This is a genomic window from Opitutus sp. sgz309028, from assembly GCF_059821195.1.
In genome coordinates this window covers 947,925-963,292 of sequence record NZ_JCAMRR010000002.1, presented here as the reverse complement: position 1 = coordinate 963,292, position 15,368 = coordinate 947,925, and the positions used below count along the sequence as shown (strand labels likewise).

Here is a 15,368-nt window from a genome sequence, read left to right as displayed (position 1 = left end):
CTGCTCCATGACGCTTCTTCGCTCAGCCTCTTTTTCCGACATCGGTCGGGTGCGCCGGAAGAATGAGGATCGTTTCCTCTGCGACGACGATGCGATGATCTTCGGGGTCGCCGATGGCGTCGGCGGTCTTCCCGGCGGCGCGGAGGCCGCCGAGCACACGGTGCGCGAGATCGCGGATGAATTGCACCACTTGAAACCGGGCGGAGACGCCGATCTCACGACCATCGTGCAACGCGTCAACCACCGGATCCGCCAGCTCGGCGCCACGTTGAGTCCGGCGATGGGCATCGGCTCGACGCTCACGTTTGGCGTGGTGCGCGCGGGCGAGCTGCAGATCGCGCACGTCGGCGATTCCCGCTGCTATGTCTGGCATCGCGGCGATTGCCAGCAATTGACCGAGGATCACTCGGTGGAAAACGAGGCCCGGCACCGCCGCGCCCGCGGCGAAACCGTTTTTTATCACGAGTCCAACCGCAATGCCCTCACCCGCTGCATGGGCCAGCCGGGCTCGCCCGCCGTCGATGTCATTCGCCGGCCGCTCCGAGCCGGCGAGCGGTATCTCTTTTGCACGGACGGCGTGACCCGCCTGATTTCGAACGACGAACTTGGCGCGCTGCTGGGCAAACCGCTCGAGCCCTCAGAGTTGCTCCGCGAGATCATCCTGCTCGCAGTGCACCGCGGTGGGCCGGACAACGCGACCGGCGTGCTGGTATTCGTCGACGAACCTTGACGCTCCCATCGTGTCCTCGCGCATCGAACAATTCCAGGCGCTCGTCGTCCGCCAGCCCGAGAACGAGCTCTTTCGTTTCAGTCTCGCGCAGGCCTTTTCGGCTGCCGGCCGCGCGGAAGACGCCATCCCGCATTTCGAATTCTGCGTCGCGAAGAAAGCCGACTGGATGATGCCACGCATTCTGCTCGGGAAACTTCTGCTCCAACTCGGCCGCCGCGCCCAGGCGCGTCCACTGCTCGCCGACGCCCTCGCGTTGGCGGTTGCCCAGCACCACGAGGATCCGGAACGCGAACTCCGTGCCTTGCTCGCCGACGTGGACGCCCCGGCAGCGTGACTCAAAAAAAGCCGGCCCGCAGCGCGGACCGGCTGAAATTCAGTCGCCTGCTCGAGCGGATCAGTCGCGCCGCGAGAGCAGGTAAAGGAGGTTGAGCAGCGCGCCGACGAACGCCGCCACATACGTGAGGGCAGCCGCGTTCAGCGTCTGATTCACACCCGGCATTTCGTCGCGATCGAGGATCCCCAGCTCGACCAGTTGCACCTTTGCGCGGCGGCTGGCGTCGAATTCGACCGGAAGCGTGATCAACTGGAACAGCGTCAGCACCGCATAACAGATGATCGCGATATCGAGCACGATGCCCGTCAGCCCGCGAACGAAGAAGAAGCTGCCGAGGATCAGGAACGGAATGATCTGGGAAACGAACTGCGTTGCCGGCACCAGCGCCATGCGCGCCTTCAACATGGAATAGCCGACCTTGTGCTGGATCGCGTGACCCGCTTCGTGCGCCGCGACGCCCAGCGCCGCGAGACTCGTGCCGCGATAATTTTCGGACGAAAGCACTAGGCGCCGGTGCGTCGGATCGTAGTGATCCGTGAGATGCCCGGACGTCTCCACGATCTGCACATCGCGGATCCCAGCGCGCGCCATCACGGCCTCCGCCGCCTCACGTCCCGTAATACGGCCACGCGACGCGATCCGCGCGTTTTTGCCGTAAACACTCGACACGCGGATCTGCGCATAGAGCGCGAAGACGAAGACGCCGATGAAGAGGAGCCAGAACAGCCCCGGCGGGAGGTAAACAAACGCGAGATGTGCTGCTGTCATTGGATGAAGTTGGTAAAGGGTGGATTGAAATGTTTCTAACTTAGCCAAAACGCGATCTTTTCCAGCGGAATCGGCCCGGTTGGAAACGACGATCGCGCATTCCAGTGTTTCTTGCGCCGGCCACCTAAAAAGGAAAGCCGATCGAGATCAGAAACGTGCCGCCCGGATCGATCGGTCGAGGATTCACGTTTCGCCCATACTCGGCGCGCACCGGTCCGATCAGGGTCTGGTAACGAAGCCCGACGCCCACGGAATACAATTCCTCGTTGAACGGATAATTTCCGAGCCGCACCGCCGTCCCGAGCGCATCGCCGAAAACCACCACCGCCCATTTCGCGGTCAGCGCCTGCTCGAACTCGATGTTCCCCAGGACATAACTCTTGGCGCCGACATAGCGGCCGTCCGGACCGACAGGCGCGGCCTCGCCCTCCTGGTAGCCGCGGATGCTATTGTCCCCGCCGGGGAAGAATCGCTTGTTCACCGGCAGCTGCGAGTCGTCCGTTCCGCCGAGCGTCATGATCACGCCATGATTCAGCCCCAGGTGCAGCCAGCGTCCGCGGCCGAGCGGCCGGTGATACGATCCGCCAAATTCGAACCGCTGGTAATCCACGCTGCCGCCAAAATACCGGCTCGCCGTCTCGGCCTGTGCAAACAGGCGGTAGCCACGTCGTGGACGCAGCGGATTGTCGCGCCGGTCCCGCACGATCCGGCCTTCGATACTCGCCGCCGTCACCTGTTTCTCGTCATCGGTCCGCGTAGTGAGCTCGTTTTCGCGGTTGCGCAGCGCCTGATAGGTGTAGCCGACGGTGGCGTTGGCGCCGAGACGCCGCAGGGGCGCGCTGAGCGACACGTTGCCGCCGTATTCCTGCCGCAGAAAGGCGGTCTCCTGCCGCTGCAATCCGAAGATTCGCATGCTGGCATCCAGCGATTCGCCAAACAGCTCGGGCACCGTGTAGGTGAACTCGCCCCGGCTGCTCTTGACCGATTGCGCGAGAAGCAGCCGCGTCTGGTGCGCGCGTCCGAAAACGTTCAGCTGCCGCAGCTCCACGCCGCCGCGGAACTGCTCGTAGCTGCCGTATCCGAAAAGCAGATTCACCTCGACCGGCCGGGTCTCGCGCACCACGAACACCGGATCGCGCACCGGCCCGTCCGCCGGTTCGTAGCGGAGGTCCACCGCGTCGAAGATGCCCAGTCGCGACAGGCGGAATCGCGCCTGGTCGATTTCGAGCGGGTTCAGCAGATCGCCCCCGGCGCTGCGAATCCGGCGCCGCAGGACCGTTTCGCGCGTGCGTTCCGCGCCTTCGATCCGCACCTGCCCCACCCGCACCTCCTCGCCCGGCTGCACCTGCGCCACGACGTCCACCGGCCGCGACCCGCCGGCCGGCTCACCCGTCTCGCGCTGGATCCGCACACGCACATCGGGATGCCCTTGTTTGTAGAAATGGCTCCGGATCGCCGCCGCCACGTCCTGCTCCCAATACCGCGACCACGACTGGCCCACGAAAGTGCGCAGTTCCGGAAGGTCCAGCGGCCCATCCGGCGTTTCGATCCGCAGCGAGCGCGCCTCCCAGCGCGGGCCCTCCGTGACGGCCACGCGCAGGTCGACACGGCCGGTCTTGTCGTCGATCCGCACGTCCTCCGCCGCGACCTTCGCCTCCGCATGACCGCGACGCTGCAATTCGCCTTCGAGCGCTGCGAGATCGCGCTGCAGATGCGCCGGCGAATACGCCCTCGCACCCGACCTCGCAATCAGCACGCCCTCGCCGAGGAAATACTCGCGCGCCTCTTCCTCCGAAAGTGCGGTCAGCCCGGCAAATGTCACTTCGTGAAAGCGGTAACGCGGGCCGGTTTTCACGTCGAACGCCACCTCCGTCGCCTCCAACGGTCGCGGCAGCAACGTCTCCATGCGCGCATCGAATACGAATTCCCGCCTGCCGCCGCCGCGCTCGGTTACCCGGGTCTTGATGGTGGGCTTGAGATATCCGTCCTGATTGAGCGCCGACATCAGCAGAAACGCCGCATCCTCCAGCGCATTCGCATCGAGCGTCGGGCCCCGCTCGCTGCCCAACAGGCGGTCCAACGAAACCCGCTGCTCGCGATTGTCCCACCAGCCGAGCCCGTTGACCTCGATCCGCGCCGGCTTGGCCTCGGAGGTATCAGCGTGCAAAGCGGCCGTTGCCGGCGCACTCCCCGCGAGGGCCAGCGCACACACGAGGCGGAGGTCAATCTTCCTCATCTTCGCCGCCTCCCCGCGGATACACCCGCCATTTCAAGCCGCCGTAGTATTCGTCGAACTCGTCGTATTCGCCCGTGATCGCCCAGCGGGGGTTGAGCCGGTATTCGATGCTGTAGGTTTCACGGCCCTGGGCCGAGATGCTCTCGCCGCTCGAAATCGTCAGGCGGTCGGCACCCGTGGCATCGCCCCCCAGCGATCCGAGCAAACTCTGCCCGAAAAACGCGCCAAACCGGGCGATGCGCTGGCGATCCGTCGTGGTGATCTCGTCGTTCGGAGGCTGCCCGGCCATCACCATCAGCAGCACCTGCTCGGCATCGAGCGGCGGGCTCGACGAGAACGTCAAGTTGGGCGCGGTGGCCGGTCCCGACAATTCCATGCGCACATCGTATCCAAAACGTCGTGACCGTGCGTTGACCAGCAGCTGGGGATCCGCCTGCTCCGGAGCGAAGCGCACGTAACCCTGCTGGACCGCAAAGGTCGCGAACGGCAGCTTTACCGTTCCGCGCCCGACCACGATCTCGCCCCGCAGCCGCGGCTCGCCGAGCGAGCCTTCGAGATGCAATCGCGCCGACGCAGCACCGTCGAAGATCGGCGTCCGCACCCGCATGAAATTTTCGCCCTGGATCCCCACATCCAGCCGCCAGCCATTCAGCGGCTGCGCCTCGATGGAAAAATACGGCGGCCGCGCCGCACTCCCCTTTTGTCCGCTCGGCAGCAGCGAGCGCACGTCCGTCAGAAACAGGCTGTCGCGCAGTCTCACGGTGCCGCCGATCGCGGTGGGCCCGCTCGCCGGCGTTTTCAGCGTCAGGTCGAGATCGCCGCGCAACAACAGCCCCATTCTCCGGACGAACGGCAGGTTCCGCCCCTTGAGCTGCAGGTCCAGCAGCGCGCGTCCCTCTTTCGGCAACGTCGCCCGGCCCTCGAGCGTGACCGCCTGGCCACCCATACGCGCGGACACCGCGGGCAGCTCCACCGAGCGATCCCGCAACCGGATCTCCGCGTTCACGTCCTGGAGCACGCCGAGCGGTCCGAGCGGACGCGAGGTGGCATCGCGCACCCGCACGAAGCCGTTCAAAGTCGCATCGGACCGCAGCGTCACCTCGACCTGCAGGCGGCCCTTCGGGGCGAGGATATCCGGGAAATACTTCGCCACCGCCGCGAGATCCGCATCGGGAACCTCCACGTGGAGGTCGCCGCTTTTCGCCAGCGTTCGCGGATCGTCCCGGATTTCGCGCCAACGCTCCATCGAGAGCGGCAGCCATCCCTGCGCGCGCAACTGCTGCCCTTCGACCACGGCGGAAAATCGCTCGAGACGCACCCCGTCGTTCAAGCCCACGAGTCGCGCATCCAAAGCTTCGATACGCGGCCAGTTTTTCCGGAGCCGGTCGTTCGTGACCGCCACGGACGCCGCCCGCACCGTCGCCTCGCCGCGCGGCCGCTGCCAGCTGCCGGTGAGGTTCACCCGCACCTCGGGGTCCGTCAGCTCCACGCCGGTGATCTGCGTGAGCTCCCGCCAGAATTCCGGATTCGACGAGGTCTCCGCCTCGATCTCGAGCCGCGCCGTTTCATCCAGCTGGAACCAACGCGGCCCACCGGGCGATACGATCACGGGCAGATGGCCGGTGGCGCGCACAATCGGCCCCTGTCCCTCCGTGACATCCAGCGAATTCAGCTCCAGCCCGTCGGCCGAGCCTTCGAATTGCGTGACGATCTGTGCCGCCTGTCCGCGGCCAAACTCGACCTGTCCGCGCCCTTTCGCTGCGTAACGCGCCGGTCCCCGGTCCCATACGCCCGTCAACTCGAGCTCGTGCACCGTCCATTTTGCGGCGGGCAGATCGACGAGATCGCGCCACCACTCGGACGAAACATGGTGCAACGTAAGCCCCAACTCCCCGGCCGGTCCGAGCGCTCCGCTCATCGAGATTCGCGCGGAATCGCCCACGAAATCCAAGGCGCGAAACCGCCGTTCCGTCCACCGCACCTCGGCGGGCGCGCCGAGGCGCAGCCGGACGTTCTCACCGCGGACGAACTCCGCCGCTTCGATCCGCATCTTGTCGGCGTCTGCGCTGCCGTGCGCCGTTACCCGCGTCGCACCGGCCGCGGCCGCGAGTGAAACTTTTTCGAGCACCGGTCCGCGTCCTATCCAATCGGTTTCGACGCGCCCGAGGTGCCACGGTCCCGAACGAAAGCCGGTGACCACCAGATGCCCCCGGTGCTCCAGCGCCGCCGCCGGGCCCGCGACCTCCGCCTCGAACTCCGCGTCATCCCACAGGAGGGTCGCTGGCATCCAGTCTCCCATCAGATCGCGGCCGAGCCGGCCGTTCGCCTTCACGTCGGAGGCGCGACGTTCACGAAAATCCCAAGCGCCTTCCGCGACGAGGCGTTCGCCGTTCTCCGATCGCAGCTGCACGGCGTCAACGCGCAGCACCGGCCAGTCCAGCGCACCGCGCGCGGCGATGTCCAATTTTGGCCGATACAGTTCGATGCCGCGCCCGTTCAGCTCGAAGTCCACTCGCGGAAACCCTTCGGCATTCGCCGCGATCGCGCCGGTGCCGGTGACATTTCCCACCGCTGTCAGCCAGGGCAGCCGGGCCAGATCGGCCTCGGCCACGAACCGCGCAGGCGGCGAAATGATGTGTCCGTTGCGGTCGATGCGCACCGGATCGCTCAGTCGCGCGGTCACTCCCGGAATCTCGACGCGCAACTGCTCCGCCACAAAACCGCCCGCCTCGCCGCGTCCATGCACGGCGATCTCGAGCGGCGGCGCCTCCTGGCCTTCGCGAGGTTCGCCGCGCGCGGCAACATCCGCCGTCAAAGCACCATCCTTCCACTCGATCCGTGCGTCGCCGCGCACGTGAGCGTATTGCCGGCCGAGTTTGAGACGTTCTGCGGGCAACGTCCAAGCTTCCGCCCGCACGCTGGCATACTCGGGTCGCCAACCTTCCGCGCCGAAACGCGCTTCGCCCTCCGCCTTCTGATTCCACCACGTGAGCGTTGCCCGCACGTCCGTCGCGCTGCCCTGCAAGGCGAGCGTGCCATCGTCGTTCTCGGCGCGCGCGACGATCTCACCGTCGGCGGGAACTTCGACCCGCACCGCCGCGGTGAGGCGGCCCCACGTGACGGCCGGCGACACCAACACGCGATCGTGCCATTCCGCCGAGTCGATTTTCAAAACGCCCGTCGGCCAGGCCACGACGCCGCGTCCCGCTCGTGCGTGCGGCAGCCACTGCGCCAGCCGGTCGCCCGCGCGGGCCAGTTGTACGCGCAGCGGCTGCCACCCGCGGGGAGTTTTTTTCGCCGGCGCGCCATTTGCGGGAATGACGTCCGCCCGCCAGTCGCCGGCGACCAGGTTGGCCGGTGCGCCCGTCGCCCGTCGCCAGAGCCAGAGGATCAACCCGTCGGACTCGATCCGGTCGACCGAAATGCGGACGTTCGGACGTTCGATGCGCACATCGTGCAGCACGAGCCGCCGGTAGCCCTCGCTCTCCGCCCTCGCAAACGTGAGTCCGAACCGCCCTCCGATCTGGGCCACCGCCCAACCGGTCCACCACGGCGAGGCCACCGCCGCGACAACGAGGAGCGCGGCCGCGGCAGCAAGGACGATCAGAGCACGGCGCATGAGTGGAAATTTTCCGCGGCCGTTGCGAACGCGGCCGGTCAGGCCGCAGGTGCCAGACCACTCCGCCGCAACAGGGCGGATAGGTCCGGATCACGACCCATGAACGCGCGATACAGTTCCGCCGGATCGGCGGAATTTCCCCGACTCAAGATTTCGCGCACGAAGGCCGCGCCGACCTCGGCGTTGAAAATTCCCGCGGCCTTGAAACGCGTGAACGCGTCGGCATCGAGCACCTCCGCCCATTTGTAGGAGTAATAGCCGGCGGCGTAGCCCACCGGGTCGGCGAAAATGTGCGTGAAGCGTTTCACCACCGTGGGCGCCGGCGGTTCGGTCGGAATCAACGCCTCCGCCACCGCGGTGCGCGCGAGCGGCTCGACGTCGGCCACCGCCGCGAACTCCTCCGTCCGCGTGTGCAACAGCAGGTCCATCCGCGCGAGCGCAAGCTGCCGCATCGTCGCACACGCCGCGCGAAACGTGCGCGCCGCGGTCATCTTGCCAAAGATGTCCTCCGGGATCGGCGCGCCCGTCTCATGATGGCGCGCAAACAGATCGAGGCTTTCGCGCTCCCAGCACCAGTTTTCCATGATCTGCGACGGCAGCTCGACGAAATCCCAGGCGACGTTCACGCCATTGAGCGACTTGATCTCCACTTCGCCGAGGAGGTGATGCAGCAGATGCCCGAACTCATGGAAAATCGTCTCCACCTCGCGATGCGTGAGGAGCGCCGGCCGCTCGGGCGTCGGCGGCGTGAGATTGCCGCAAATCAGTCCCAGATGCGGCGCGCGCGTGCCATCGGGCTGCGGTCCGCCGGTGATCAAATAATTCATCCACGCGCCGCCGCGCTTCGATTCCCGCGGATGCCAGTCGGCATAAAACGAGCCGAGGTGCCGACCCGTGCGATCGTGCACGTCGTAAAACTTCACCTCCGGATGCCACACCTCGACTTCGCCCGGCGAACGCTCCGCGACTTTCAAACCAAAGACGCGACCGACGAGCTCGAATAAGCCGCCGATCACTCGGTTCATCGGAAAATAAGGCCGCAGCGCTTCCTCATCGAACGCGTAACGTTCCTGGCGCAGCTTCTCGGACCAGTAAGCCAGTTCCCACGGTGCAAGCGGCGCGCGCGGGCGGCCGGTGCGCGTGGACTTGAATTCCTCCAACTCGCGACACTCCCGCGCAAAGGCTTCGCGCGCGCGCTCGCGCAAATCGTCGAGAAACCCGATGGCGCGTTCGCCGGTCTTCGCCATGCGGCGCTCGAGCACGAGGTCCGCGAAATGCGCCTTCGCCAGCAGCTTCGCCTTCTCGGCCCGCAACTCGAGGATGCGGCGGATCAGCGGCGTGTTGTCGTGAGGCGCGGCCGCGCCGACTGCGATCGCCCCCGACCACATTTCGCGTCGCAGCGAATCGTCCTCCACATAGGTCATGAACGGTTCCTGCGACGGCTGGTGCAGGGTGAAACGCCAACCCGCCAGACTCTTGCTCTCGGCGCTTCGCCGGGCCGCGGCCTTCGCGTGCTCCGGCAATCCCGTCAAACGATGTTCGTCGTCGATCAGAAGTTGCCAGGCGTTCGTCGCGTCGAGGACGTTCTCCGAATATTTCTGCGTGAGTTCCGACAATTCCGTCTGCAGCGCCTCAAGCCGGGCACGCGCTGCTGGGGCGAGATCCGCGCCCGCCTGCCGAAACTCCGCAACGGTCTCGTCGACAAACCGGCGATGCACGCCCGTGAGCGCGCGCGCCGTCTCGCTCGCCGCGAACGTCCAGAGACGCCGCCACAATTCGGCGTTGAGCGGGATGCGCGCGTAAAATGCCGACACCTGCGGCAGCATGGCGTTATGAGCCGCGCGCAATTCCGGCGCATCGGCGACGGACTGCAGATGCGTGACCTTGCCCCACGCCTGGTTCAACTCCTCCGTCGCGTGCTCAAGCGCCAGGAAGGTATTTTCATAATTGAGCGCGTCGAGCGGTTGCTTCGCGATCACATCGATCGCCGCCTGCGCCCGCTGCAGCGCGAGGGAAAGGGCGGGCTCGATGTCGGCCGGCTGGAGTGCGGACCAGCGGATGTGAAACGCAGGATCGAGAAACGCGTGAGCGGTCATGGCCGCAAACACCTTCGGCGCATGCGACTTGTCAAACCGCAAAACCTCACCAGCTGAAAGCGACGGTCGCCGACACCTGTCGCGGCGACGCCGGGACCGCCGGCACCTCCTGAAAATCGGAATCCCAGAGATTGTCGGCCTGCACGGTAAACACGAAACGGCGGAAGGCTTGCGGACGATAACTCAGCCCGATCGAGCTGAGCAGCGGTTCGTCGCCGCCGGCCGTGCGGAGAAGATTGTCGGCCTGCAGGCGAGCTTCGTTGTCGAGGCGCAACTCGAGCTCGGACGTCAGCCGCGCGACCACCGCGAGGGTCAGTCGATGTTTGGCGAAATTCAGGGCGTAGAAACTCGCATCCGCGATCGTCGCGCCGTAGTCCTCGCTCTTCTCGAGCCACGTGTAACCGAGCACCAGGTCGATGTGACGCCAGGAGCGTTGCGCGACGAGTTCCAGTCCCGTCGTGGCGATGTCAACCGGGCTCGCCGTTCGCGCGGTGACGCCATGGCGAAACGTCCAGTCGACGAGATCGTCGTCACGTCGATAAAAGAGCGCGGCTTGCGCCGACCAGCCGGCGACGACGGCGGTCGCACCCAGTTCGACGTTGCGCGTGACCTCGCGGCCGAGATTCGGATTGCCACGAAAAAGACCGCTCGTCGCGTCGGAGTTCAGCGCCGTGTAGGTCGGAAGCTGCGTGGTTTCGGCATAGCTGAAATAGAGACGCGGCAGCGATGCCGACGACTTTTCGCGTGCGATCTCGAAGACGGGCGAGACGCGACCGCCAGTGCGGTTGGAGTCATCATACGTCGCGCCGGCTTTCACGACCAACCGCGCGCCGTCGGCCAGCGCGAACGTCTTTTCCGGCAACAAGGCGAGTTTCGCGAGCGAGCGCGATCGATAACGGCCATGCGTCAGCGTCGTGGAACTCAGGTCGTCCGCCAGAAATTCGGCGCGGCCGTTCAGCACGAAGGCGCCGAGATCGCGGCGCGCGGAAAGTGCGGCGGCGTCCACCCACGAGGTATGCAGATAAAGATACGGCGGCACCGCGGCGAACCGGTTGAAACGATAATCGTCGACGTTACGTCGGTGATAAAAACCGGCTTCCACGAAATCACCGCCGCCGAGGTCGGCGCGATGGTTCACCAGCAGCAACAGCGTCTTGAGGTTCTCCGATTCCGGCGAGTTGAACGGCGTGTAGAGATTCGGCCAGCCGAAGAACTTCGCCTGATAACCGGCGAAGAGGTCGGTTTGTCCCGCCGCGCTCACGAACTGCAAACGCCCGTTGATGCGGTCGAGTTGATGATCGCCGAACGTCACGGCGCCGTCGGACTCGGAATGCGCCCAGGCAATGTCCGCGCCGAGCGAAGCGCCGCGGCCGCCGATCGGCCGCACGTAGCCTTGATAGAGCTCGGCTTGAAAAAGGTTGAATTCGCCGGCGCCGATCGACGCGTGACCGGTGTCGCGAATGCGCCGCCACGAAGAGGCGACCGCTCCGACGGTCGCGTTGGTGCTCTGCAGCGCGAGATCCGGGCCGGTTACGATTTGCGGCGCGCCAAGCATGGCTGGCGCGATCGGAATCTCGGCGAAGTAGTGACCCGTTTGCGGATCGAAGAGAGACAGCCCGCCGATGCGGAAACCCGTGTTCTCGAAAATACCGCCGCGGATGGTCACATCTGCCTGCCCTTCGGCGAAATTGCGCGCCTGGACGTCGACGCGCGGTTCGAAACGCAGCGCGGAGACCGGCATGGCGAACGTTGCGACCGGAGCCTGGTTCGCCACCCGCGGCGAGAACACCGTCACCTCCGGCAACACCTCCGCGGTTTCCGCGGAAACAAGCACCGGCAGCGCGGCGGCCAGGAAGAAAAGCGGCAATCTCATGGCGAAGCGCTAGCAGCGCGACCGCCAAAAACAAGCCTTAGTTAGGCGCATTTACAAAACGCCTTAACAACTTGGGATGTTCACAAAAAAGCCCCGGCGGAGTCCGGGGCGTTCCTTGCTGGAGCCGGACGGCTTATTCCTCGCCGTCCTGGCCGATCGCTTCGACTGGGCATCCCTCGAGGGCTTCCATGCACTGTGCAATTTCTTCTTCGGTCGTCGGTTGCTTTTGCACGTAGGAGTAGCCGCCTTCGTCGTGACGGGTGAAGAATCCCGGGGCCGTCTCGCGGCACAAGTCGCAGTCGATGCATTGCTGATCGACGTAGAATTTACCCGGGGCGTTCTGCGCCCATTTGTCCGCTTTATTGGCCATAATTGTTCGCGAACAAAGAGAGTAATTGACAGGGCTGTCAAGCCGACCGCCCGGAGGAGAAATTACGGTGAAAATCGGTTGACGACTTGTGTTCGCGAGAGCGGGTTTCTAGTTTGTTCGCGATGTTGTCCGACCGGTCTTACATGCGGGACGATTACCCGCGAAACGGGACGAGCGTGGTGACGTGGCTGATCTCGGCTATCGTCGCCGTGTTCGTTCTGCAATTCGTCTTCATCCGGTGGTTCAACTCGGACGCCTTGGAGCACACCTTCGCGCTGAGCGCCGCGAACATCAAGGCGGGGAAGATCTGGACTCTCTTCACCTACAATTTTCTGCATTCGACGGGGAATCTGCTGCACATCGTGGCGAACCTGCTCGGACTCTACTTTCTCGGGCGGGTGCTGCTGCCGCTGCTGGGCTCGCGGCGCTTCGCGTGGTTTTACGTCGCGGCGGTGATGACCGGCGGCGTGTTGTGGACGGCGACCCATTGGGACGATCCCTTCAGCACCGCGATCGGCGCCTCGGCCGGCGTGGTGGGTCTTTTCATCGTATTTGCCTGCTTCCAGCCGAACCAGCCGATCACGTTTCTCCTCTTCTTCATTCTGCCGATCACGCTGAAACCCAAATACGTGGCGATCGCGCTGGTGGCGATGGAGCTGCTGGGCTTCTTTTTCTACGAGATCATGGGCGCGGTTTCGCCGTTCGGTCCGTCGATCGCGCATTCGGCGCACCTCGGTGGCATGCTGGCAGGCTGGGTGTATTATCGCTACATTCACGAAGCCAACTGGCGTCTCGCGCAGCATCGCGACATCGAGCTGCCCAAGTGGTTTCGCAAGAGCGCCAAAGCCGCGCCGCCCGTCACTTATCAGGTCGACGTCACGCGTCGCGAGGACCTTCGGGCGGAGGTCGACCGCATTCTCGACAAGATCAACAGCCACGGTTTCGGCTCGTTGACCCCCGAGGAGAAACGACTCCTGGACGAGGCGCGCGACCTGCTGAGCCGTCGCTAGTGGCCCCCGCGTGTATCCGTGTTTTCGATGCGTCCCGGCCCGGCCGTGAAACATTCGGCCGTCGGCCCCGTCTCAATTCCTTTCCCGCCATGACCCGCCCTTTTCGCCACCTCTTGGTGTCGGCCTTGCTCGCCTTCGTCGCCGTGTCGCCGGCCCTTCATGCCGCCGGCGCCCGCCCGGACCGGAAGTTCGCCACCTCCCCGACGCTCGCGACCGAGGCCCGGACGCTGATCAATCTGCTGGAGCAGGCGCACTACAATCGCGACGCCGTGCGCCCGAACGTCGATTTCGTCCAAGTGATCCCGGCCTACATGAGCGATCTCGACGGCCAGCGTTTGTTTTTCCTCGAGACCGACCGCAAGCGCTTCGACGACCAATACGGTAAAAATCTCTACTGGAACGTCAGCGCGCTCGGCAAAATCGACGCCGCCTACGACATCTTCAATGTCTACGAGCAGCGCGCCGTCAGCCGGATCAACTGGATTTTCGACGAGCTGACGAAGGACGTGGACCTCGCCGTCAACGAAAGCTACCGCGTCGATCGCACCAAGTCGGAATGGCCCGCCTCGCCCGCCGACGCCGACCAGCTTTGGCGCCAGCGGCTGAAATTCGAACTCATCCAGGAGTTGATGAACAAGAAGTCGATGGACGAGGCCAAGCAGGTCGTGCGCAAGCGCTACGAGCGTATGTTGAAAAACGTCGCTGAAATCGAATCGGCGGATCTGGCCGAACTGTTCCTCTCCAACATCGCCCGCCTCTACGACCCGCATTCCACCTATTTCTCTGCCGAGACTTTCGAGGACTTCGGCATTCAGATGAAGCTCCAGCTCGTGGGCATCGGCGCGCTGCTCGGCATCGAGGAGGATTATTGCGTCGTGAAAGAGATCGTGCCCGGCGGCCCGGCCGACATCCAAAAACAACTCAAACCCAACGACAAGATCATCGCCGTGGCCCAAGGTAGCGCCGAACCGGTCGAAGTCATTGGCATGAAGCTGCGCAAAGTCGTCGAGCTCATCCGCGGCGAGAAAGGTTCCGAGGTCCGCCTCATCGTCCAGCCCGCCGCGGCGCCCGATTCGTCGGTTCGTCGCGAGATCGCCATCACTCGCGACATCGTGAAACTCAATTCCGCCCGGGCCCGCGGCGCGGTCTTCGATGTTCCCGATCCTTCCGGCACCGGCACGATTCCGCTTGGCGTCATCACCCTGCCAGCCTTCTACGGCCCGGCCGACAGCGACGATCCCGACGCGGAAAAGACCTCCGCCACCAAGGACGTTGCGCGCCTGATCGACCAACTCAAGGGCGCCGGCATCAAGGGCCTCGTCCTCGATCTTCGTCGCAACGGCGGCGGTTATCTCACCGAAGCGGTGGACCTGACGGGCCTGTTCATCCCCAGCGGTCCGGTGGTGCAGGTCAAAAACTACGCCGGAGAGATCCAGATCGACAACGACAACAACAACGGCGTCGCCTACGATGGCCCGCTCGCGGTGCTGGTCGATCGCTTTAGCGCCTCAGCCTCGGAGATCGTCACCGGCGCGCTGCAAAACTACGGCCGCGCGATCGTCATCGGCGACTCCTCCACGCACGGCAAAGGCAGCGTGCAGACCGTGCTCGAGATGAAAAATCTCGTGCCGCAACTCGCCCGCGCGCCGGTCAAGAGCGGCGCCGCCAAGTTCACGGTGCAGAAATACTACCTGCCCAACGGCTCCTCCACCCAGCTCAAGGGCGTCGTGCCGGACATCGTTCTTCCCTCCATCGACGAGTTTCTTCCCATCGGCGAAGCCAGCCTGCCGCACGCGCTCGCGTGGGACGAGATTCCGACGAGCTTTTTTGACGGCGCTCCGCTGGACCAGAAAGTTCTCAAGCCCCTGCTCGAATCGAGCCGGGAACGTCAGGCGCAGCTCGAGGAGTTCGCCTATCTTCGCAAAAACGTCGACTGGTTCAAAATGCGCCAGAGCCAGAAACTGGTTTCGCTCAACATCGAGGCGCGTCGTCAGCAGAAAGCCGAGGACGAAGCCTTTCAGAAGGAAATGAAAGCCGAGAAGGAACGGCTCGCGCAGCAGGACTTTCCGTTCCGCGAGTTTCGCCTCGGACCGCCGCCTCCCCCGAAGATCAAGGCCGAACCCAAGCCGGGCGAGGAGGACGATGCGGAGGAATCCGAACTCAGCACCGACGAAGACACCTACGGCAAGGTCGACATCCACCTGCGCGAGAGTCTGCGCGTGATTCGCGACGCCATCGCGCTCGGCCAGCACCAGGAATTCTGGGTGAGCAGCCACGCGCCGCTCACCGCAGCGCTCGATCGCAAGAGCTGACCACTCCGGCAATCGCGACG

Annotated in this window: 10 protein-coding genes; 4 read left to right on the top strand and 6 right to left on the bottom strand. The window is 64.8% G+C overall.

Annotated features, from left to right (window positions below):
• Positions 1-7: 7 nt before the first annotated feature.
• Positions 8-730, top strand: coding sequence for a PP2C family protein-serine/threonine phosphatase (locus tag AC6RV7_RS09760; RefSeq protein ID WP_500093782.1), 723 nt, complete (start codon positions 8-10; stop codon positions 728-730).
• A 10-nt stretch (positions 731-740) separates the two neighbouring features.
• Entirely contained in the window at positions 741-1,064 is a 324-nt protein-coding gene (locus AC6RV7_RS09755) for a molecular chaperone DnaJ (RefSeq protein WP_500093781.1), read from the top strand.
• A gap of 60 nt (positions 1,065-1,124) precedes the next feature.
• On the opposite strand, the gene AC6RV7_RS09750 is transcribed toward AC6RV7_RS09755, so the two are convergent.
• From AC6RV7_RS09750 to AC6RV7_RS09725, 6 genes are all read right to left on the bottom strand, one after another.
• Positions 1,125-1,832 (bottom strand): zinc metallopeptidase, encoded by a 708-nt coding sequence (locus tag AC6RV7_RS09750; protein ID WP_500093780.1) that lies wholly within the window; start codon positions 1,830-1,832, stop codon positions 1,125-1,127.
• Between the two features lie 124 nt (positions 1,833-1,956).
• Positions 1,957-3,999 carry a BamA/OMP85 family outer membrane protein gene (locus AC6RV7_RS09745; protein WP_500093779.1) on the bottom strand — a complete coding sequence of 681 codons (2,043 nt, stop codon included), beginning with the start codon at positions 3,997-3,999 and terminating at the stop codon, positions 1,957-1,959.
• Between the two features lie 55 nt (positions 4,000-4,054).
• A complete protein-coding gene (locus tag AC6RV7_RS09740) occupies positions 4,055-7,687 on the bottom strand; it encodes a translocation/assembly module TamB domain-containing protein (protein WP_500093778.1) in 3,633 nt (1,210 codons plus the stop codon).
• A gap of 38 nt (positions 7,688-7,725) precedes the next feature.
• On the bottom strand, positions 7,726-9,783 hold the full coding sequence (locus AC6RV7_RS09735) for a M3 family metallopeptidase (protein WP_500093777.1): 2,058 nt from the start codon (positions 9,781-9,783) through the stop codon (positions 7,726-7,728).
• Positions 9,784-9,829: 46 nt separating this feature from the next.
• Positions 9,830-11,656 (bottom strand): TonB-dependent receptor plug domain-containing protein, encoded by a 1,827-nt coding sequence (locus tag AC6RV7_RS09730; RefSeq protein WP_500093776.1) that lies wholly within the window; start codon positions 11,654-11,656, stop codon positions 9,830-9,832.
• 133 nt (positions 11,657-11,789) lie between these two features.
• A complete protein-coding gene (locus AC6RV7_RS09725) occupies positions 11,790-12,026 on the bottom strand; it encodes a ferredoxin (RefSeq protein WP_500093775.1) in 237 nt (78 codons plus the stop codon).
• Between the two features lie 143 nt (positions 12,027-12,169).
• On the opposite strand from AC6RV7_RS09725, the gene AC6RV7_RS09720 reads away from it, so the two are divergent.
• On the top strand, positions 12,170-13,036 hold the full coding sequence (locus AC6RV7_RS09720) for a rhomboid family intramembrane serine protease (protein ID WP_500093774.1): 867 nt from the start codon (positions 12,170-12,172) through the stop codon (positions 13,034-13,036).
• Positions 13,037-13,125: 89 nt separating this feature from the next.
• Positions 13,126-15,348: a carboxy terminal-processing peptidase gene (locus AC6RV7_RS09715; protein ID WP_500093773.1), complete on the top strand. Its 2,223-nt coding sequence runs from the start codon at positions 13,126-13,128 to the stop codon at positions 15,346-15,348.
• Positions 15,349-15,368 lie beyond the last annotated feature (20 nt).

What these genes read in the sequence shown, in the direction of transcription:
- AC6RV7_RS09750 (WP_500093780.1), bottom strand. Translation starts at nt 1,832, where the DNA reads ATGACAGCAGCACATCTCGCGTTTGTTTACCTCCCGCCGGGGCTGTTC.
- AC6RV7_RS09735 (WP_500093777.1), bottom strand. Translation starts at nt 9,783, where the DNA reads ATGACCGCTCACGCGTTTCTCGATCCTGCGTTTCACATCCGCTGGTCC.
- AC6RV7_RS09715 (WP_500093773.1), top strand. Translation starts at nt 13,126, where the DNA reads ATGACCCGCCCTTTTCGCCACCTCTTGGTGTCGGCCTTGCTCGCCTTC.
- AC6RV7_RS09730 (WP_500093776.1), bottom strand. Translation starts at nt 11,656, where the DNA reads ATGAGATTGCCGCTTTTCTTCCTGGCCGCCGCGCTGCCGGTGCTTGTT.
- AC6RV7_RS09740 (WP_500093778.1), bottom strand. Translation starts at nt 7,687, where the DNA reads ATGCGCCGTGCTCTGATCGTCCTTGCTGCCGCGGCCGCGCTCCTCGTT.
- AC6RV7_RS09760 (WP_500093782.1), top strand. Translation starts at nt 8, where the DNA reads ATGACGCTTCTTCGCTCAGCCTCTTTTTCCGACATCGGTCGGGTGCGC.
- AC6RV7_RS09725 (WP_500093775.1), bottom strand. Translation starts at nt 12,026, where the DNA reads ATGGCCAATAAAGCGGACAAATGGGCGCAGAACGCCCCGGGTAAATTC.
- AC6RV7_RS09720 (WP_500093774.1), top strand. Translation starts at nt 12,170, where the DNA reads ATGCGGGACGATTACCCGCGAAACGGGACGAGCGTGGTGACGTGGCTG.